Source organism: Nocardia sp. NPDC005746 (assembly GCF_040630785.1).
In the GTDB taxonomy this organism is placed as follows: Bacteria; Actinomycetota; Actinomycetes; order Mycobacteriales; family Mycobacteriaceae; genus Nocardia.
The window spans coordinates 30,889-49,662 of the sequence record NZ_JBEXYE010000015.1 but is presented as its reverse complement, the minus strand read 5'-3'; the positions used below and the strand labels follow the sequence as shown (position 1 = coordinate 49,662).

The 18,774-nt window shown below is 68.0% G+C and carries 15 protein-coding genes and 1 riboswitch; of the genes, 7 read left to right on the top strand and 8 right to left on the bottom strand.

Annotated features, from left to right (window positions below; all coding sequences use genetic code 11):
* Positions 1-88: 88 nt before the first annotated feature.
* Positions 89-1,237 (top strand): GTP-binding protein, encoded by a 1,149-nt coding sequence (locus tag ABZ412_RS25825; protein WP_357284700.1) that lies wholly within the window; start codon positions 89-91, stop codon positions 1,235-1,237.
* 5 nt (positions 1,238-1,242) lie between these two features.
* Here ABZ412_RS25825 and ABZ412_RS25820 read toward each other — a convergent pair whose 3' ends face one another.
* Positions 1,243-1,866 (bottom strand): SDR family oxidoreductase, encoded by a 624-nt coding sequence (locus ABZ412_RS25820; protein ID WP_357284697.1) that lies wholly within the window; start codon positions 1,864-1,866, stop codon positions 1,243-1,245.
* 155 nt (positions 1,867-2,021) lie between these two features.
* Entirely contained in the window at positions 2,022-3,173 is a 1,152-nt protein-coding gene (locus tag ABZ412_RS25815) for an epoxide hydrolase family protein (protein WP_357284693.1), read from the bottom strand.
* 86 nt (positions 3,174-3,259) lie between these two features.
* On the opposite strand from ABZ412_RS25815, the gene ABZ412_RS25810 reads away from it, so the two are divergent.
* The 3 genes from ABZ412_RS25810 to ABZ412_RS25800 all read left to right on the top strand — a co-directional run bounded on the left by ABZ412_RS25810 (position 3,260) and on the right by ABZ412_RS25800 (position 4,943).
* On the top strand, positions 3,260-3,910 hold the full coding sequence (locus ABZ412_RS25810; RefSeq protein ID WP_357284691.1) for a TetR/AcrR family transcriptional regulator: 651 nt from the start codon (positions 3,260-3,262) through the stop codon (positions 3,908-3,910).
* Between the two features lie 87 nt (positions 3,911-3,997).
* Positions 3,998-4,453, top strand: coding sequence for a hypothetical protein (locus ABZ412_RS25805; RefSeq protein ID WP_357284688.1), 456 nt, complete (start codon positions 3,998-4,000; stop codon positions 4,451-4,453).
* Positions 4,454-4,538: 85 nt separating this feature from the next.
* Positions 4,539-4,943 carry a VOC family protein gene (locus tag ABZ412_RS25800; protein ID WP_357284685.1) on the top strand — a complete coding sequence of 135 codons (405 nt, stop codon included), beginning with the start codon at positions 4,539-4,541 and terminating at the stop codon, positions 4,941-4,943.
* A 60-nt stretch (positions 4,944-5,003) separates the two neighbouring features.
* On the opposite strand, the gene thiC is transcribed toward ABZ412_RS25800, so the two are convergent.
* Complete coding sequence (gene thiC, locus ABZ412_RS25795) at positions 5,004-6,662, bottom strand: phosphomethylpyrimidine synthase ThiC (protein WP_357284682.1); 1,659 nt, start codon at positions 6,660-6,662, stop codon at positions 5,004-5,006.
* Positions 6,655-6,765: riboswitch (TPP riboswitch) on the bottom strand. It overlaps the preceding gene by 8 nt.
* Before the next feature lie 92 nt (positions 6,766-6,857).
* Positions 6,858-8,252, bottom strand: coding sequence for a lipase family protein (locus ABZ412_RS25790; protein WP_357284679.1), 1,395 nt, complete (start codon positions 8,250-8,252; stop codon positions 6,858-6,860).
* A 96-nt stretch (positions 8,253-8,348) separates the two neighbouring features.
* On the opposite strand from ABZ412_RS25790, the gene ABZ412_RS25785 reads away from it, so the two are divergent.
* Positions 8,349-9,023 carry a TetR/AcrR family transcriptional regulator gene (locus ABZ412_RS25785; protein WP_357284677.1) on the top strand — a complete coding sequence of 225 codons (675 nt, stop codon included), beginning with the start codon at positions 8,349-8,351 and terminating at the stop codon, positions 9,021-9,023.
* On the opposite strand, the gene ABZ412_RS25780 is transcribed toward ABZ412_RS25785, so the two are convergent.
* The 4 genes from ABZ412_RS25780 to ABZ412_RS25765 form a co-directional block, all read right to left on the bottom strand.
* Entirely contained in the window at positions 9,020-11,284 is a 2,265-nt protein-coding gene (locus tag ABZ412_RS25780) for an MMPL family transporter (RefSeq protein WP_357284674.1), read from the bottom strand. The genes ABZ412_RS25785 and ABZ412_RS25780 overlap by 4 nt on opposite strands.
* Positions 11,285-11,386: 102 nt before the next feature.
* The gene (gene fahA / locus ABZ412_RS25775) at positions 11,387-12,565 is read right to left on the bottom strand and encodes a fumarylacetoacetase (RefSeq protein WP_357284671.1); all 1,179 of its coding nucleotides are present in this window, start codon (positions 12,563-12,565) and stop codon (positions 11,387-11,389) included.
* A gap of 1 nt (position 12,566) precedes the next feature.
* Positions 12,567-13,772, bottom strand: a complete 1,206-nt coding sequence (locus ABZ412_RS25770) for a homogentisate 1,2-dioxygenase (protein ID WP_357284668.1) — start codon at positions 13,770-13,772, stop codon at positions 12,567-12,569.
* Between the two features lie 39 nt (positions 13,773-13,811).
* Positions 13,812-14,438, bottom strand: a complete 627-nt coding sequence (locus ABZ412_RS25765) for a TetR family transcriptional regulator (protein ID WP_357284666.1) — start codon at positions 14,436-14,438, stop codon at positions 13,812-13,814.
* 124 nt (positions 14,439-14,562) lie between these two features.
* Between ABZ412_RS25765 and ABZ412_RS25760 the strand changes: the two genes are divergently transcribed.
* Both ABZ412_RS25760 and ABZ412_RS25755 read left to right on the top strand, forming a co-directional pair.
* Entirely contained in the window at positions 14,563-16,482 is a 1,920-nt protein-coding gene (locus ABZ412_RS25760; RefSeq protein WP_357284663.1) for an acyl-CoA dehydrogenase family protein, read from the top strand.
* Positions 16,483-16,943: 461 nt separating this feature from the next.
* A complete protein-coding gene (locus tag ABZ412_RS25755; protein ID WP_357284660.1) occupies positions 16,944-18,770 on the top strand; it encodes an acyl-CoA dehydrogenase in 1,827 nt (608 codons plus the stop codon).
* The last annotated feature ends 4 nt before the right edge of the window (positions 18,771-18,774 follow it).

Genomic DNA, 18,774 nt, shown 5'->3' with positions numbered 1-18,774 from the left:
CGCCCGGCCGGATTTTGTTCCGGCCGGGCGTTTCGCGTTTTCGGCCACCGATCGCAACCTGCAAATGAAAACCGTTACCATTAATGCTATGACTTTCGATCCGCAGACCCAGCCCTTGCCCGTGACCGTGCTGTCCGGCTTCCTCGGCGCGGGTAAGACGACCCTGCTCAACCACATCCTGGCCAATCGGGAGGGTCGCCGGGTGGCGGTCATCGTCAACGACATGAGCGAGGTGAACATCGACGCGGCCCTGGTCGCGGGGCAGGGGCACTTGGACCGGACCGAGGAGAAACTGGTCGAACTCACCAACGGCTGCATCTGCTGCACGCTGCGCGAGGACCTCATCGAATCGGTGGGCAAGCTCGCCCGCGAAGGGCGCTTCGATCAGCTGGTCATCGAATCCACCGGCATCTCCGAGCCCATGCCGGTGGCCGCCACCTTCGAGTGGGAGTTCGAGGACGGCTTCCGGCTCGGCGAGCTCGCGCGACTGGACACCATGGTGACCGTCGTCGACTGCTCCACCTTCCTCGCCGAAGTCGTCAAGGGGCAGGCGCTGGCGGAACGGAATCTGGAGGCGGGTGAGGGGGATGCGCGCACCATCGCCGACCTGCTCATCGAACAGGTCGAGTTCGCGAATGTGCTGGTACTCAACAAGACCGACCTGGTGAGCGCGAACGCCGTGGGCACGGTGGAGGCGACCGTGCGGCGACTGAATCCGGGGGCACGCGTCGTGCGGTCAGCGCGCGGCGTGGTCGATCTCGCCGAGGTGCTCGACACCGGGCGCTACAACCCGGACCTGGCGGCCCAATTCGACGGCTGGACGGAGGAATTGGCGGGCGGCCACACCCCCGAGACCGAGGAGTACGGCATCGGCAGCCTCACCTTCACCGCCGATCGGCCCTTCCATCCGCAGCGTCTCGACGCGGCCCTCTCCCAGCTGGAACGGCTGCTGCGCAGCAAGGGCTTCTTCTGGCTGGCCAGCCGTCCGGACCTGGCGGCCATCTGGTCGCAGGCCGGTCCGAATCTCACGTTCGAGCCGGGCGCGCACTGGGACGCACTGGATCTGGCTCCGGGACAGGAGATCGTCTTCATCGGTGTGAAGCTCGACCGGCCGCATGTGCGGGACCTGCTGACGGCCGCGCTGCTCACCGACACCGAGTGGGAAGCCGGGCCGCAGGCGTGGCTGCGGTACCCGGATCCCTTCCCGTCCTGGGGTGACATGCACGAGCACGCCTGACCTGATCAGTGCGAAATGCCCGGCGTACGACGCACATACGAGGTGTCGGTGAGCTGCTCGACCAGGAACCCGGCCACGTCGGCGCGCGAGATCTTCAGCTTCAGACCGGATTCCGTGCCCGGGAAGCCGCGGCGGTAGTCGCCGGTGGCCGGGCCGTCGGTGAAGGCGCTGGGCCGCACGATGGTCCAGTCCAGATCGCTGGCCAGCACGTACTCCTCCTGCCGCACGTGATCGGCGAAGGCCGGGCGCAGCAGCATGCCGAACATGATGTACTTCCAGACGAAGTTCAGGTTGCCCGCGCTGTCGCCGACGCCGAGCGAGGACTGGCAGATCAGCCGTTTCACGCCGGTCCGGTTCATGGCCTCGATGACGTGGCGGGTGCCCTCGGCGCGCACCACGCCCTTGCGGCCCGCGCCGAGCGCGACGATCACCGCGTCCTGTCCGATGACGGCCCGCTCGACGGCGGCCGGGTCCAGGACGTCGCCGGTGACGACCCGCAGCCGCTCGTGGGTGACGGTCAGTTTGGCCGGATCGCGGACCAGGACGGTGACCTGGTGTCCGGCCGCGAGGGCCTGGGTGACCGCGTGGCGGCCGACGGTTCCGGTGGCTCCGAAAAGGGCGATGTTCATGTCTCTCACCTCGGGTTATTCGTTGTCGCGAAGGTGAGATAAGTACATCAACGGGAGCCGCCGGGGAACATCGCCGCGCGTCTCGCGAACATGCGGGAGGGTCCAGGCATGCGACGGGCCCGCAACCCTGAGGGTGCGGGCCCGTCGGAGACGAATCAGCGCAAACCGGCGAAGAATTCGCGGATGTCGGCGACCAGCACGTCGGTCGCCTCGTGCGCGGCGTAGTGCCCGGCGGCGTCATTGGCGCTCGTCGACGTGGACGAATTCACGTCGTACGCATGCCAGCTCACGATGTTCTTGTGATCCCGCTCGGCGAAGCGGCGAATGGACTGGAAGTCACCCTTGAACATGGCCAGCCCGGTGGGCACCGTGGTCGGGCCTTGCGGCTGCTCGGCGTGCGCGTCCTCGTAGTAGAAGCGCAGCGACGACCCGGCGGTGCCGGTCAGCCAGTAGATGGCCGTGTTGCCGATGACGAAGTCTTCGTCCAGGCCCTCGCTGAACAGCTGCGCGTTCCAACCCAGCAGGCCCACCGGCGAATCCGCGAGCGCGAACGCGATGGTCTGCGGCTGCTGGCTGTGCAAGGTGTTGAAGGCCATCTTGTTCTCGTAGAACCACTGCAGATGCGCCAGCGCCGCCATGTCCTCCTCGGACAGGCCGGCCATCTCGGCCGGATCGCCGGACGGGAACGAGAACAGTTGCGTCACATGGACTCCGACCACCCGATCGGGGGCGATGCGGCCGATCTCGGGGGAGACCATCGAGCCGCCGTCATTGCCGATCGCGCCGAAACGCTCGTACCCGAGCCGGTTCATCAGCTCCACCCAGGCGCCGGCGGTGCGGTAGCGGCTCCAGCCGGTGGACCGGGTCGGGCCGGAGAACCCGAAGCCCGGCAGCGAGGGGATGACCACGTGGAAGGCGGGCGCCTCGGCGTCCTCGGGTTCGGTGAGCGGGGTGATCACGTCCAGGTACTCCAGGACCGAGCCGGGCCAGCCGTGGGTGAGGATGACCGGGGTGGCGTCCGCCCGCGAGGACCGCACGTGCAGGAAGTGGATGTCCTCGCCCTCGATCTCGGTCGTGAACTGCGGGTAGGCGTTGAGCGTGGCTTCCAGCGCCCGCCAGTCGAACTCCTCCAGCCAGTACTTCGCCAGCCCGCGCACCCGGTCGTTGGTGACGCCGTAGGCGTCGGCGACGCCGGGGAGCTCGTTCGGCCACAGGGTCTTGCGCAGGCGGTCGGCCAGATCGTCCAGCTGGGCCTGGGGGACGTCGATGCGGAACGGGCGGATGGCGGTGGTGGGCTGGGCGTTCATCATTCTCTCCTTTGTGGAACGGAATGCTTCGTTCTGTTTAAACCATAGCGGAACGGATCATTCCGTTCAAGTGCTATTCTCGATTCATGCCGAAAACAGCCGAAACCACAGCTCAGCGGGCCCTGCCCGGCCGCAAGGCCCAGGCCGCGCGCAATGACGAACTCATCCTGGCCGCCGCCCGCGACGTGTTCCTCGCCGAACCCAAGGCCCCGATCTCGGCCGTCGCCGAGCGCGCGGGCGTCGGCATCAGCGCGCTGTACCGCCGCTATCCGAGCAAGGAGGATCTGCTGCGCACCCTCTGCTACAGCGGGTTGCGTCGCTACAACGCGGAAGCCGAAGCGGCCCTGGAGAATCCCGACGGCTGGGCGGCGCTGGTGGAGTTCCTGCGCAATGTCGTCGACGCCGACGTCCACTCGCTGGCGGTGCACCTGGCCGGCACCTTCACCGCCGACGACTCGATCCTCCCCGATGTGATGCGCAGCGCCGAGCTCAATGACGAACTCCTGCGCCGCGCACGGGAATCCGGCACCTTGCGCCCGGAGGTGACCGTCGCCGATCTGGGCCTGATCCTCGAGGCGTGCGCCGCCGTCACGCTGCCGGATACCGAACGCACCGCCCAGCTGCGCCGCCGGGTGCTGGCCCTGCTCGTCGACGGCCTCACCGCCACCGGCGACCTGCCCGGCCCGCCGCCCGCCCCGGGCGAATTCGCGCACCGCTGGCAGCGTCGTGACCAGTGACCGGCAGCGCCGTGACCAGTGAACGGTAGCGTTGGCCGGGTTCTCACCGACATTCGTTTGTCCCCGTAATCAATTCGAGGAGTCGCGATGCGCTGGATCCGTCCCCTGTTCGCCCTGCCGCTCGCCGCGGCCGCGCTGTTCGCGGTCACCGGCACCGCCGCCGCCGACCCGATCACCACCTTCACCCCCGCCTACACCGCCGGGTCGGGGGCCTTTCCCTGCTTCGGTCAGATCCAGGCGTTCCACGATCCCCAGAACACCTACTACGGCAAGCAAACCGTCTGGGTGCGCGCCGAATTCACGTTCCTGCCCATCCCGAATCCGGGCTGCGGCGCGACGGCGACCCTGAGCTGGCGCAATCTGGATACCGGTGCGAGCGGCAGCTTCCCGCCGGTTCCGCTGGGCGACGGCACGCCGTTCGGGCCGAGCAACGCGCTGTGGGTGCCGGAGACCCTGCCGACCGGCCCCGGGCGGGTGGAGGTCACCATCGACACCGATCTCCCCCACATCGCGGGCAAGGGCACCTTCTACTCGCCGGAGTGACGCCCTCGGGCAGATAGCGTTCACGATGATTTCCGTGCCGTCGCTCCGACTACTGGGAGAAACACTCGAATCGGAAGGATCCGTCATGAATTGGACGCTCGAAGTGGTCATCGTTCCGGTGTCGGACGTGGACCGCGCCAAGGAGTTCTATGCCGACAAGCTGGGGTTCCATGTGGACCACGACACCGCGCCCGCACCGGGGATCCGGATCTGCCAGCTCACGCCGCCAGGCTCGGGCTGCTCCATCGTGATCGGCGAGGGCGCGGTCCCGAAGATGGAGCCGGGCAGCATCAAGGGGCTGCAATTGGTGGTCAACGATGTGCGGCGGGCGCACGCCGAGCTGGTCGAGCGGGGCGTGGCGGTCAGTGACGTCCAGGTGCTGCCGGGGCCGGTCACCGAGGGCGACCCGTTGAACAATGCCGGGTTCATCTTCTTCGACGATCCGGACGGCAACAGCTGGGCCGTCCAACAGATCTCGAACCGGCCCTGACCGGAATACGATTCGGGGCGAGCGGCTCGAAAGTCACTCGCCCCGAATCGGATTCGACGGTTAGACGACCGGCAGGTACACCTTGTTTCCCGCGTCGGCGAATTCGGCCGACTTCTCTGCCATTCCGGCCTCGATGGCGTTCACGTCGGTGAGGCCGTGCTTCTCGGCGTAGTCGCGCACGTCCTGCGAGATGCGCATCGAGCAGAACTTCGGACCGCACATGGAGCAGAAGTGGGCGGTCTTGGCGGGCTCGGCCGGCATGGTCTCGTCGTGGTACTCCCGCGCGGTGTCGGGGTCCAGCGCGAGGTTGAACTGGTCGGTCCAGCGGAACTCGAAGCGCGCCTTGGACAGCGCGTTGTCGCGGTCCTGGGCCCGCGGGTGCTGCTTGGCCAGGTCGGCGGAGTGGGCGGCGATCTTGTAGGTGATCACGCCGACCTTCACGTCGTCGCGGTTCGGCAGACCCAGGTGCTCCTTCGGGGTCACGTAGCACAGCATCGCGGTACCGGCCTGGGCGATGATGGCCGCGCCGATGGCCGAGGTGATGTGGTCGTAGGCGGGCGCGATATCGGTCGCCAGCGGGCCGAGGGTGTAGAACGGAGCCTCCTCGCAGAGCTCCTCCTCCAGCCGCACGTTCTCCACGATCTTGTGCATCGGCACGTGGCCGGGGCCCTCGATCATCACCTGCACGCCATAGGATTTCGCGATCTTGGTGAGCTCACCCAGGGTGCGCAGCTCCGCGAACTGGGCCTCGTCATTGGCGTCCGCGATGGAACCCGGACGCAGACCGTCACCCAGGGAGAAGGTGATGTCGTACTTCGCCAGGATCTCGCAGAGCTCACGGAAGTTGGTGTACAGGAACGATTCCTGGTGATGCGCCAGGCACCACGCGGCCATGATCGACCCGCCGCGGGACACGATGCCGGTGACGCGCTTGGCGGCCAGCGGCACGTAGCGCAGCAGCACGCCCGCGTGCACCGTCATGTAGTCGACGCCCTGCTCGGCCTGCTCGATCACGGTGTCGCGGTAGATCTCCCAGGTGAGCTTGGTGGGATCGCCGTTCACCTTCTCCAGCGCCTGGTAGATCGGCACGGTGCCGACCGGGACCGGGGAGTTGCGCAGGATCCACTCGCGGGTCTCGTGAATGTTCTTGCCGGTGGACAGGTCCATGATGGTGTCGGCGCCCCAGCGGGTGGCCCACACCATCTTCTCGACCTCCTCGGCGATGGAGGAGCTCACGGCCGAGTTGCCGATATTCGCGTTGATCTTCACCGCGAACTTCTTGCCGATGATCATCGGCTCGGACTCGGGGTGCTTGTGGTTGGCGGGGATCACCGCGCGACCGGCGGCCACCTCGTCGCGCACCAGCTCGGGCGAAACACCTTCGCGGGCGGCGATGTAGTGCATCTCGCTGGTGACGACGCCCTGGCGTGCCCAGTTCAGCTGGGTCGGTGGGCCGTCGACCCGCGGCTTGTCCCAGCCGTCGCGCAGCTTGGGCAGACCCGCCTCGAGATCGATGGTGGCGGTGTCGTCGGTGTACGGACCGGAGGTGTCGTACACGTCGAAGTGCTCGCCATTGGTGAGGTTGATGCGCCGCACCGGAACCCGCAGCGTCGTGCCGTCGGCCTCGACCTGCTCGTAGTGTTTGACGCTGCCCTGGATGGGGCCGGTGGTCACGGTGTCGACCGGGGCGGCCGAGCTGGAGACACGACTCGATGACATTGCAGATCCTCCCTACGCCGGCATTACCCGGTCAGGTTCATACGGTCGACGGCCCACTAGCCGTCCTCTCAGCCCGCTGGTGCGAGCCCCCGTTGGCAAACTTTTTCCGAGCCGACCATACCCGGCCCCGGGGCACGGCAACCCCGGGACCGTGGAATATACGATTCGGTCTGCTCCGAGCGGGTGTCCCGCCGTTCAGTTCTCGCGCGGCCCGATCGGCCGGCCCAGCGCGCCGAATACGGCGTTCAACTGGATCTCGATCTGCGTCGCGAGCGCGTCCGGAGCGCCGAGCATGGTGACCACGTCCTCGGTGCGGCAGCCTGCCGGATCGGGTGCGCCCGGTGCCAGGCGCGCCTTCACCCAGTTGAAGGCATCCGCCATGCCGAGCGTGGTCAGGGTGAGGTGCTCGCTGAGGTGATCGCGCTTGTAGTAGACCGACGCACCGCCGTCACACCAGCGCCGCACCATGCGGTCGTTCGTGAACCACGGGACGGCCTCGTCGTACACGCCCTGATAGACCATGGTCGGCGCGGTCGGCGCGGTGCCGCCCAGCACGGTCGCGTCGAAGACCTCGCGGATCTCCGGCAGGGCCAGGTAGTCCGCGATCGGGATGGTCAGCAGGCGTTGGTAGTCGGTGAACATGAGGGTCAGGGCATTGCGCACCAGGCACTGGTGCGCGGTGCGGTCCATGAGCGCGCGGCCCTCGGGGGTCAGGTACTTCTCGGTGGTCTCCGCGAATCGCGGGTACGCGTTGCGCAGCGACGCGATGCCCACGCCGATGAGGCCGGCGAACAGGGAACCGTTGACGTGCAAGAGGGATTCGACATCCGAGACCGGCGCACCGAGCGCGATGCCCTTGATGTTCAGCTCCGGCGCGTACCCCGGCTGCATCTCCGCGGCCCAGCCGCTGCCCATGCCGCCGCCGGAGTAACCCCACAGTGCCACCGGGGTATTCGCGCCGTCCAGGCCCAGCGGCGCGAAGCTCTCGGCGGCGCGGACACTGTCCAGAATCATGTAGCCGGGTTCCTTCGCCACCGCGAGATGCCCATCCACCCCCTCGTAGTCGGGGATGTTGATCGCGTAGCCCTGACTGATGGAGGCCGCGAGTTCCAGGTATTCGGCGGTGGAGTGGATGCCCTCCACCGCGGGCAGCCCGCCACCCTGTCGCAGGACATAGGACGGCGCGCAGGCCGGTGAGGTGCTGTCGTAGAAGAACTGGTGCGAGACCAGCGGGCGACCGTGAGAGGTGTTCGCCCCCTCGGGAACCGCGACGGTGGTGGCCGCCACGGCCGGCTGCCCGAACAGATCGGTGGTGCGGTACAGCAGCTGCCACGACCGCACGTGCGCGGGCAGCACCGTGAGTACCGCGAGTCGCACCTCGCGTGTGCGCAGCACGGTGCCCGGCGCGGTCGATTCGAATCCGTCCGGCGCTCCGTAGAACGGATCCTGATTGACCGGAAGCGGTTGTGCGGCGGCTGTTCCCGAATTCGCGCCGCCTAGTAGTACGGCCGCGGTGGCCGTCAGTGCCGTCGCGAGCGCGGCCGCGAGCAGCCGCCCCCCTCGCGGTCGGCGATCCGCATCGATTGCCACGTCTCCGTTCCCTTCCTCGACCCGACAGCGATTACAGCACGGCCCCGGGTTGCCAACAAGATGTCTTTCTGAAATGTGCTTGGCTATCGTTTAGGTATGTCCCGCAGCAAATCTGCCGCGTCGACCGGCGCGCCACCCGTCCGGCGTCGCATCCGCGGCCTCGACGCCGGCGAGCGCAGCGCCCAGCGCCGCCGTCAGCTCCTCATCGCCGCCACCGAACTCTTTGCCCGGCAAAGCTATTCGGGCACCTCCATCGAGCAGATCTGCCAGCACGCCTTCGTCGGCACCAAGGGCTTCTACGACCACTTCGACAGCAAGGAGGCGTGTTACACCGCCCTGCTGGAACAGATCACCACCGGCATCCAGCAACGTGTCGCCGAGGTGGCCGTCGAGACCGCCGACGCCGACTGGCCCACCCGCCGCGCCACCGTCCTCGCGGCCTTCGTCCACGCCATCGCCGACGACCCCCGCCTCGCGAAGGTCACCTTCGGCGAAGCGGGCGGCATCTCGCCCGCCGTCGAGGGCATGCGCCGCGCCAATCGCCGGTGGTCCGCAGAATTCCTGAAACGCCAATGGCTGCAAGCCGACCCGCATGAGGAACCCCGGCTGCTGGCGCTGGCCCTGGCCACCATCGGCGGTATGTTCGAGCTCGTCGCAGATTGGCTGCACCACCACGACGACGGCGGCGCCCCGGAATCCGTCGACATCCTGATCTCGGACCTGGAGAACTTCGTCGCCGTCGTCGACGCGGGCCGCGCCGCCCGCCGCTAGCGGGCCAGCGCGACCTCGCGGTCCTCGTCGCCGGCCGCCGCCGCGCCCGGCTCCTCCTCCAGCCCGATCCGCTTGTGCAGGGCGGCAAGGGGTTTGGGGGCCCACCAGTTCGCGGTGGACATCAGGCGCATGAGGGCCGGGGCCAGCAGGCCGCGGATGACGGTGGCGTCGGAGACGACGGCCAGCGCCAGGCCGATGCCGAACAGCTTCATGGGGGCCACCTCGGAAGTGGCCACCGCCAGCAGGACCACCGCCATCAGGCCCGCGGCGGCGGTGAAGATGCGGCCGGTGCGGGCCACGCCCAGCGCCACCGAACGGGTGTTGGCCTCGGGCGAGCGGTCGGAGGCCAGCCACTCCTCGCGGATGCGGGAGAGCAGGAAGACCTCGTAGTCCATGGACATGCCGAAGGCCAGGCAGATCATCAGGATCGGCATGAACAGGTCGATGCTGCCGGTGGAGGTGAAGCCCAGCAGGCTCGCGCCGTGACCCTGCTCGAAGACCCAGATCATGGCGCCGAAGGTGGCGGTCAGTGACAGCAGGTTCAGCAGGAGCGCCTTCACCGGGAGCACCACGCTGCCGGTGAACAGGAACAGCAGGATCAGGGTGATGATCGCGATGATCGCGCCCGCCAAGGGAAGCCGGGTGATCACCGAATCCATGGTGTCCTCGTTCAGGGCGGCCGCGCCGCCGAAGAGGACGTCGCCGGGGGCGGGCACCGCGCGGAGAGCGGCGAGCTGCTGCTTGCCCTCCGCGGAGTACGGGGCGATCCGGGTGCCGACCGACAGGTACGCGCCGTCGGGTCCGGTCATCTGCTGCACGCCGGGAGCCATCTTCGCGCCGTTCACGTAGACGCCGTCACCGGACAGCACCGCCGGAACCCCCGGCACCTGCGACAGGCGGGCGGCGTACGCGCCGATCTCCTTGGTGTCCCCGTGGAATCCGGGCAGTGCCACCACGGCACTCGAGGCCATATCGGCGCTGAAGTCGTGCCGCAGCGCGTCACCGACCTGACGGCTGGAGGCGAAGGTGCCGATCACCCGGTCGTCCGGCGTACCGAAATGCGCCTTCAGGAACGGGGATCCGAGCGCCAGCAGCACCGCCGCGGTGACCACGGCGACCGGCAGCGCCCGCCGCATGACACCGGTGACCAGCTTGTACCAGAAGGTCTCCTCCGGCTGCGTCGGCGCGGGCTCACCGCGACCCAGCAAGCGGCGCACCGGCTTCCGCAGATCCCAGGCATTGACGCGATCGCCGAGCAGCATCAGCGCGGCGGGCAACAGCAGCACCGACGCGCCCACGGCCGCGACCACCACGGCGACACCGGCATAGGCGAAGGACTTGAAGAACGGCTGCGGGAACACCGCCAGCGCCGCCAGCGCCAGCGCGACGGTCAGGCCGGAGAACACCACGGTCCGCCCGGCCGTCTGCACCGACCGCAGGATCGCCGCCCGGGTGTCGCGCCCATTGGCCAGCTCCTCCCGGTACCGGCTGACGATGAACAGGCTGTAGTCGATGGCCAGCGCCAGGCCCAGCGCGCTGGTCATGTTCAGCGCGAAGATCGACACGTCCATGAAGGTGGTCATGGCGCGCAGGATGCCGAGGGTGGCGGCGATCGCGAACAGCCCCACGCCCACCGGCAGCAGGGCCGCGATCACGCTGCCGAACACCAGCACCAGCAGCAGCGCCGACACCGGCACCGCGATGGCCTCGGCCAGCAGCAGATCCTTCTCGACCTGGTGGTTGATATCGGCGAACGATCCGGCCATGCCGCCCACCCGCACCCGCGCGCCGTCGCGGTCGCCATTGAGCTCGGTGGACAGGTCCGCGGCCCGGTTCTGCACCTCGGTGTCGGTGCCGGTCACCGTGGCCATGATCAGCCCGCGCTGCCCGTCCTTGCTCTTCAGCGCGGTGGCCAGGTCGGGCCGGGCCGCGCTGTTGGTCCAATAGGACTGGACGCCGGTGACCGTCGAGTCGTGGCTCAACGTGTCGGTGATGCGCTGCGCCTCCGCGCGCACCTCCGGACTGTTGACTCCGCCGTCACCGCTCACCATGACGATGAGGTTCGGGTTGCCGCCGGGGAAGCTCTTCGTGATGAAGTCGTTGGCCTGCACCGACTCCAGCGAGCCGGTCAGATATCCGCCGCCGACCATGTGCGATTTCACGGTGGCCCCGAAGCCGCCGCACACCAGCATCAGCAGCAGCGCGGCCACCAGCACGGCGCGCGGGCGCGCCATGGCGAACCGGGCAGAAGTGGTCAACATCGACGCCGCCCTCCGAAAGTCGCAAACTTTCGGAACGGTACTTTCCCTGATCGACCGACCGGTAGGTTCAGTGACCATGCTCATGGCCATGCGCGCTGGCTATTACTCGGCTTTCGTGATGCGCCCGCGGACTTCGCCCAGCTCCAGCCGCCCGCCGCCGACCGCCGGGGCGGTTGCCGTGAGCACCACCTCATCGCCGTCCTGCAGGAACGTCCGCTGCACGCCGTTCAATTCGACAGGCTCGGTTCCACCCCAGCTGATCTCCATCAGCGACCCGCGCTCGCCGCGATCCGCGCCGGAGATCGTGCCGGACGCGAACAGGTCCCCGGTGCGGGTCGAGGCCCCGTTCGCCGTCAGGTGCGCCAACATCTGCGCCGGTGACCAGTACATGCGCCGGTACGGGGGAGTGGAGACCAGCTGCTCGTTCCAGGCCACCCGAACCGTGATGTCCAGACCCCAGGCCGCGGCATCGCGCAGATACGGCAGCGGCTCGGGATGCTGCGGCGGCAGCGGAATGCGGGCCGCGGCGAGGGCGTCGAGCGGAGTCACCCACGCCGACAGGCTGGTTGCGAAGGACTTGCCCAGAAACGGGCCCAGCGGCTGACCCTCCCATGCCTGGATATCGCGCGCCGACCAATCGTTGACCAGAGCCACCCCGAAAACGTGGTCGGCGAACTCGCCGGTACCGATCGGCGTGCCGAGCGCCGAGCCCGCGCCCACCACGAAACCCAGTTCGGCCTCGATGTCGAGGCGGCGACTCGGACCGAAATCCGGTGTGCCGGAGTCGGTCCGGCGCTGCCCGTGCGGCCGGACGACATCGGTGCCCGACACCACCACGGTGCCCGCGCGGCCGTGATAGCCCACCGGCAGATGCCGCCAATTCGGCAGCAGCGGTTCACCGTCCGGGCGCAGCATGCGGCCCAGGGCGGTGGCGTGATCGAGGCTGGCGTAGAAGTCGACGTAGTCGCCGATCTCGATCGGCAGATCCAGGCGGACCGCGCGCACCTCGTGCACCGCGGCCGCGGGGAGTTCCGCCTCCGCGGCGGTCCGCACCCGCTCCCGGATCTCGCGCCAGCACCGCGGCCCCTGGGTCATGAAAGCGTTCAAGCTGGGCTGATGGAACATCGGGTCGTCGAGTGCCACCGCCAGATCGATCACGGTGTCGCCCAGCCGGGCGCCCACCCGGGGTTCCCGGCCGGAGGGCCGGAATACGCAGTACGGCAGGTGGTCCAGGCCGAAACCGGAATCCGCGAGGACCTCGATACGCACCCGGCTGCTCAATTCAGATCCATTCCGACGGCCCCTTACCCGACCAGGTCCACGCGTAGCGCGGGTCCTCGCACGCCAGCGCGCCCTCACCCAGCTGCAACGGATGGAAGGTGTCCACCATGACCGCCAGTTCGTCGAAGAAGTCGATTCCGATGCTGCCCTCGTAGGCTCCCGGCTGCGGACCGTGCGCGTACCCGCCCGGATGCACCGACACCGAACCCTGACCGATCCCGGATCCCTTGCGCGCCTCGTAGTTTCCGCCGCAGTAGAACATGATCTCGTCGGAGTCCACGTTCGAGTGGTAGTAGGGCACCGGGATCGAGAGCGGGTGGTAGTCCACCTTGCGCGGCACGAAATCGCAGATCACGAAGTTCTGGCCCTCGAACGCCTGATGCACCGGCGGCGGCTGGTGCACCCGGCCGGTGATCGGCTCGAAATCGGCGATATCGAAGGTGAACGGGTACAGGCAGCCGTCCCAGCCCACCACATCGAAGGGATGGGTGGCGTAAACCATGCTGGTGCCGACGATCTCACCGGCGGGACGGTGCTTGACCAGCACCTCCACATTCTCGCCGCCGACCTCGACCGGCTCGGTCGGCCCGTGGAGATCGCGTTCGCAGTAGGGCGAATTCTCCAGGAACTGACCGTATTTCGAGAGATACCGCTTCGGTGGGGTGATGTGGCCGGAGCCCTCGATGATGTAGGCGCGCAACGGTTCCGGGCCGTCCGGAACCCAGCGGTGAGTGGTGGCGCGCGGCAACAGCACCTGATGACCCTGCCGCACCGGCAGCGTGCCGAACACGGTTTCCACTCGCCCCGAACCGGATTCGATATAGGCCAGTTCGTCGCCGATGGCATTGCGGTACAGCGCCGATTCGCGCAGCGCCGCCACATAGGAGATGCGCACGTCGGCATTGCCGAGCAGCAGCCGCCGCCCGGTCACCACGTCGCTGTCGCCCGGTCTGTCGCCCAGGAACAGTTCGTGCAGTTTCAGATGCCGGTGCCGCAGTGGGTGATTCGGGAACAGCCGCTGCTGCGGCAGCACCCACACCGACGAATCCACGATGGCCGGGGGCAGTCCGCGGTGATAGAGCAGCGAGGAATCGCCGGAGAAGCCCTCTTCTCCCATCAGCTCTTCGTAATAGAGCCGGCCGCTCTCATCTCGATGCTGCGTGTGCCGCTTGGGCGGCACCGAACCAACCTGCCGATAGAACGTCATGGCGTCCTCCCGCTGACCGATGGTCGATTTCCATCGTAGTCAGGCGTGACGCAGGGCGCGGTAGACCGCCGCGCCGACGAACTCTCCGAGAGTGTCGGGATTCCAATCGCCCGGTTCGGTCAGCAGTGTGCGGACCGCGCCCTCGCCGGCCGACACCCACAACTCGACCAGGGCCGGAAGCTTGTGTTCGGCATCGGCAGTGCCCCAGGCCGCCAGGGTCGGGCGTAGTCGCCGGGTGCAGCGTTCCACCGCCAGCAGCCGACCCTTGCCGAACGAATCCGCCACGGCCGGATCGGGATTGCCGTACAGCAGCCGCCAGGTGTCGGGGCGTTGGGAGACCGTGTGCAGCAGGGCGCGGAAGCCCTCCACGAACACCGCCTCATCGGCTTCCACCCGGCGGCGGGGTAGCGTCTCCAGCACGCCCTGCACCAGGTAGTCCTCCTCGCGCCGGATGAGCGCCTCGAGTAGCTCGACCCGATCGGCGAAGCAGGCGTAGATGACCGGGCGGGTGACCTGCATGCGGTCGGCCACCGCGGCGATGGTGACCGCCGCGATGCCGTCGGCGACGGCGATCTCCAGAGCGGTGTCGAGGACCTGCGGGCGACGGCGTTCGGGACCCAGATGCCGCGCGCGCTGGCGTGGACGTGTCGCCGAATCGGTGCCCATGCGCACCGACGATAGCAGCGGCCCCGGCGATCCTTTCCTACAGCTACGAACAAAAATGCTACATTCACGAATGAAAATACCCGGAGGAGCCGGGCGAGCCCACGGCCGGAGGAGACGAAGACCGATGAGTCAGACCCTGTTCAACCCGAAGACCTGCGAATTCACCGAATTCGACGCGGAGACCCGGCGACTGCTGCGGGCCACCGTCGACTACTTCGAGGCGTTCGGCAAGGTCCGGCTGCTGGCCGAGAGCCGCGACCGCGTCTGGTACGCCGACTTCCTCGACTTCATCAAGCGCGAACGGGTCTTCGCGACTTTCCTGACCCCGGCCGCGCAGGCCGGCGGGGACCCGCACAAGCGCTGGGACACCGCCCGCATCGCCATGATGAGCAAGATCCTCGGCTTCTACGGCATGCAGTACTGGTACGTGTGGCAGGTGACGATCCTGGGCCTGGGCCCGATCTGGCAGAGCGCCAACGCCGAGGCCAAGGCCCGCGCCGCCGGACTGCTGGAATCCGGCGAGATCTTCGCCTTCGGCCTGTCCGAACGCGAGCACGGCGCCGACATCTACGCCACCGACATGGTGCTCGAGCCGACACCGGGCGGCGGGTACACCGCCACCGGCGGCAAGTACTACATCGGCAACGGCAATCTCGCGGGCATGGTGTCGGTCTTCGGCCGCCGCGCCGACAAGCCGATCATCGACTCGTCCGACTTCCTGCGGAAGATGACCGACGAGGAGTACTCCGGCTACCTGTTCTTCGCCGCCGACTCCCGGCACAAGAACTACAAGCTGCGCAAGAATGTCGTCGACTCCCAGATGTATGTCGCCGCCTTCGATCTCGACGAGTACCCGGTCGCCGAATCCGACATCCTGCACACCGGCCGCGCCGCCTTCGACGCCGCCATGAACACCGTCAACGTCGGCAAGTTCAACCTCGGCTTCGGCGCGGTCGGGGCCTGCGAGCACGCCATGTTCGAGGCCGTGACCCACGCCGAGAACCGAATCCTGTTCGGGCACCGCGTGACCGAGTTCCCGCAGGTGAAATCGCTGCTCGCGGACAGCTACGCGCGCCTGATCGGCATGAAGCTCTACAGCGAGCGCGCCATCGACTACCTGCGCTGCGCGGACGAGAACGACCGGCGGTACCTGCTGTTCAACGCTATCGAGAAGATGTCGGTCACCCGTCACGGCCAGCAGCTCTACGAGGACCTCGCCGACGTGATCGCCGCCCGCGGGTTCGAGAACGACATGTACTTCCCCATGGCCATGGTCGGCATGTTCGGGCTGCCGCGGCTCGAGGGTACCGTGCACGTGAACATGGCGCTGTCGCTGAAGTTCATGCCCAACTACATGTTCCATCCCGCCGACGCGGGCCTGGCCGCGCTGCGCTACCTGCCCGGCGCGGGTCTCGCCCCCCAGGGCGCGGTGCGTGCGGTGTCCGGCGCGCTGAGCTGGACCAGCCGCCGCGCCACCGGTCCGGCCGCCAAGGCCGTGCCCGCGCTGAAGACCGAATTCGCCCGTGCCGCACACGCTCCCGTGCCCACCCGCCGCGATGCCGCCGACGACGAATTCCTGTTCCGGCAGGGCCCGAGCAGCGGCCTGGGCAAGATCCGCTTCGCCGACTGGCGTCCGGTATTCGAGAAGTTCGCGCACATCCCGAATGTCGCGGTCTTCCTCGAACAGGCCCTCGCCTTCCAAACCCTGCTGGCCGCGGCGACGCCGACCGCCGAACAGCAGCAGGACGTCGACTTCCTCTTCGGCCTCGGCGAGCTGTTCACCACCCTCCCGTACGCGCAACTCATCCTCGAGCAGGCCGAGATCGCGGGCGCCGACGAGGCCGTCCTCGACCAGCTCTTCGACCTGTTCGTGCGCGAATTCTGCAAGCACGCACTGACCTTGCACACCAAGCCGACCGCCACCAAGGCCCAGCAGGTCCGCGCCCTGGACCTGGTCCGCCGCCCGGTCGCCGACCCGGCCCGCTTCGAGAACGTCCTCACCCAGGTCCGCGCCCTGGCCGGAACCTACGAGATGAACCCCTGATCCGACGACACCGCACCCCGGCGGCCATCGCCACCCTGCCCGAGTGGATGCGGGTCGCCGGTGGCTTCGATCGGTCCGCCGTGCTCGACGCCGCCTACCCGCCCGCGATGCGCGCGGCCATGTCGGCGATGACGAGCGATCGGCTGAAGCCGGCCTGTCGTCCGCCATGGAATTGGTCGGATGACCGGTCGGCTTTTGGTGGAACATATGCGAGCCGGGGTTCCCGTGAATCCCATCACGGTCACTCCGTAGCAGGCCAAGGAGCCGTACGGACGCAGATCCAGCTCGAGCGCATAACGGCGCGGTTAACTTTTCGGGATCGGGCCGGGTCGGTGCGGGCCCGAATGGTTAAGACGTCTGCCTACGCTTGCGTAACCGGACAGGCGTACGGAATCGTTCGGGTCGATCCCGGATCTTGATCTGAGGAACCGCGTCGAAACTTCAGCCGAGGAGGCCCTTCCGTGTCCCATTACAAGGCGAACCTGCGAGACATCGAGTTCAACTTGTTCGAAGTACTGGGGATCGGGGAACTGCTGGACAGCGGCGCCTACGGCGACCTCGACGGCGACACCGCGCGGGAGATGCTCGCCGAGGCCAAGCGCCTCGCGGAAGGCCCGATCGCGGAGTCCTTCGCCGACGCCGACCGCAACCCGGTCGAGTTCCTGCCCGAGCAGCACACCATCACGGTGCCCGAATCGCTGAAGAAGACCGTGGCCGCGGTCAACGAGGCCGGCTACTCCGGCCTGGGCATGGCCGAGGAGATGGGCGGCGTGGCCGCCCCCAACGTCCTCATCTGGGCCATCCAGGAAATGCTGGTCGCCGCCAACAACTCGGCCTCCTTCTTCAACATGGGCCCGCTCATGCACAAGGTCCTCTTCGACGAGGGCACCGACGAGCAGAAGCGCTGGGCCGCGCACGCCTGGGAGAACCGCTGGGGCGGCACCATGGTGCTCACCGAACCCGACGCCGGCTCCGACGTCGGCATGGGCCGCACCAAGGCCATCGAACAGGCCGACGGCACCTGGCACGTCGAGGGTGTGAAGCGCTTCATCTCCGGCGGCGACGTCGGCGACACCGCCGACAACATCTTCCACCTGGTGCTGGCCCGCCCCGAGGGCGCCGGACCCGGCACCAAGGGCCTGTCGCTGTTCATGGTGCCGCGCTTCCTGTTCGACTCGGAGACCATGGAACTCGGCGCCAAGAACGGCGCGCTGGTCACCGGCGTCGAGCACAAGATGGGCATCAAGTCCTCGCCCACCTGTGAGATCACCTTCGGCGGCGACATCCCGGCCGTCGGCTACCTGGTCGGCGGGGTGCACAACGGCATCGCGCAGATGTTCAAGGTCATCGAGAACGCGCGGATGATGGTGGGCACCAAGGCCACCGGCGCGCTGTCCACCGGCTACCTCAACGCCCTCGAGTACGCCAAGCAGCGCGTCCAGGGCGCGGACCTGACCCAGATGACCGACAAGGCCGCCCCGCGCGTCACCATCACCCACCACCCGGACGTGCGCCGCTCGCTGGCCACCCAGAAGGCGTACGCCGAGGGCCTGCGCGCGCTGTACATGTACTGCGCCTCCTACCAGAACGCCGATGTGGCGCAGGCCAATTACGGCGCCGACGCCGAACTGGCCGAGCGGGTCAACGACCTGCTGCTGCCGATCGTGAAGGGCTGCGGCTCCGACCGCGCCTACGAGTCGCTGACCGAATCGCTGCAGACCCTCGGCGGCTCCGGCTACCTGCAGGACTACCCGATCGAGCAGTACATCCGCGACTGCAAGATCGACTCGCTGTACGAGGGCACCACCGCCATCCAGGCGCAGGACTTCTTCTTCCGCAAGATCATTCGTGACAAGGGCGTGGCGCTCGGACATGTCGCGGGCCTGATCCAGCGGTTCATCGACGGCGGCCCCGACCAGTTCAAGATCGAACGCGGACTGCTCGGCGCGGCCCTGACCGACGTGCAGGCCATGGCGGCCGCGCTCACCGGCTTCCTGATGGCCTCGCAGCAGCAGGTCGACGAGCTCTACAAGGTCGGCCTCGGCTCGGTCCGATTCCTGTACGCCGTGGGCGATCTCGTCATCGCGTGGCGACTGCTCGAGCACGCCGCCATCGCCCAGGCGGCGCTGGACGCGGGCGCGGCCGAGAAGGACAAGAACTTCTACACCGGCAAGGTCGGCGTGGCGTCCTGGTTCGCCAAGAACAAGCTGCCGCTGCTCAGCGCCTCGCGCTCGGTGATCGAGAACCTCGACAACGACATCATGAAGCTGGACGAAGCGGCCTTCTGATTCG

Excerpts from the sequence above, each read along its gene's own strand:
- ABZ412_RS25805 (WP_357284688.1), top strand. The coding sequence starts at position 3,998 with ATGCGCTGGATCCGTCCCCTGTTCGCCCTGCCGCTCGCCGCGGCCGCG.
- ABZ412_RS25825 (WP_357284700.1), top strand. The coding sequence starts at position 89 with ATGACTTTCGATCCGCAGACCCAGCCCTTGCCCGTGACCGTGCTGTCC.
- ABZ412_RS25785 (WP_357284677.1), top strand. The coding sequence starts at position 8,349 with ATGTCCCGCAGCAAATCTGCCGCGTCGACCGGCGCGCCACCCGTCCGG.
- ABZ412_RS25820 (WP_357284697.1), bottom strand. The coding sequence starts at position 1,866 with ATGAACATCGCCCTTTTCGGAGCCACCGGAACCGTCGGCCGCCACGCG.
- ABZ412_RS25765 (WP_357284666.1), bottom strand. The coding sequence starts at position 14,438 with ATGGGCACCGATTCGGCGACACGTCCACGCCAGCGCGCGCGGCATCTG.
- ABZ412_RS25810 (WP_357284691.1), top strand. The coding sequence starts at position 3,260 with ATGCCGAAAACAGCCGAAACCACAGCTCAGCGGGCCCTGCCCGGCCGC.
- ABZ412_RS25800 (WP_357284685.1), top strand. The coding sequence starts at position 4,539 with ATGAATTGGACGCTCGAAGTGGTCATCGTTCCGGTGTCGGACGTGGAC.
- ABZ412_RS25815 (WP_357284693.1), bottom strand. The coding sequence starts at position 3,173 with ATGAACGCCCAGCCCACCACCGCCATCCGCCCGTTCCGCATCGACGTC.
- ABZ412_RS25770 (WP_357284668.1), bottom strand. The coding sequence starts at position 13,772 with ATGACGTTCTATCGGCAGGTTGGTTCGGTGCCGCCCAAGCGGCACACG.
- thiC (WP_357284682.1), bottom strand. The coding sequence starts at position 6,662 with ATGTCATCGAGTCGTGTCTCCAGCTCGGCCGCCCCGGTCGACACCGTG.
- ABZ412_RS25760 (WP_357284663.1), top strand. The coding sequence starts at position 14,563 with ATGAGTCAGACCCTGTTCAACCCGAAGACCTGCGAATTCACCGAATTC.
- ABZ412_RS25780 (WP_357284674.1), bottom strand. The coding sequence starts at position 11,284 with ATGTTGACCACTTCTGCCCGGTTCGCCATGGCGCGCCCGCGCGCCGTG.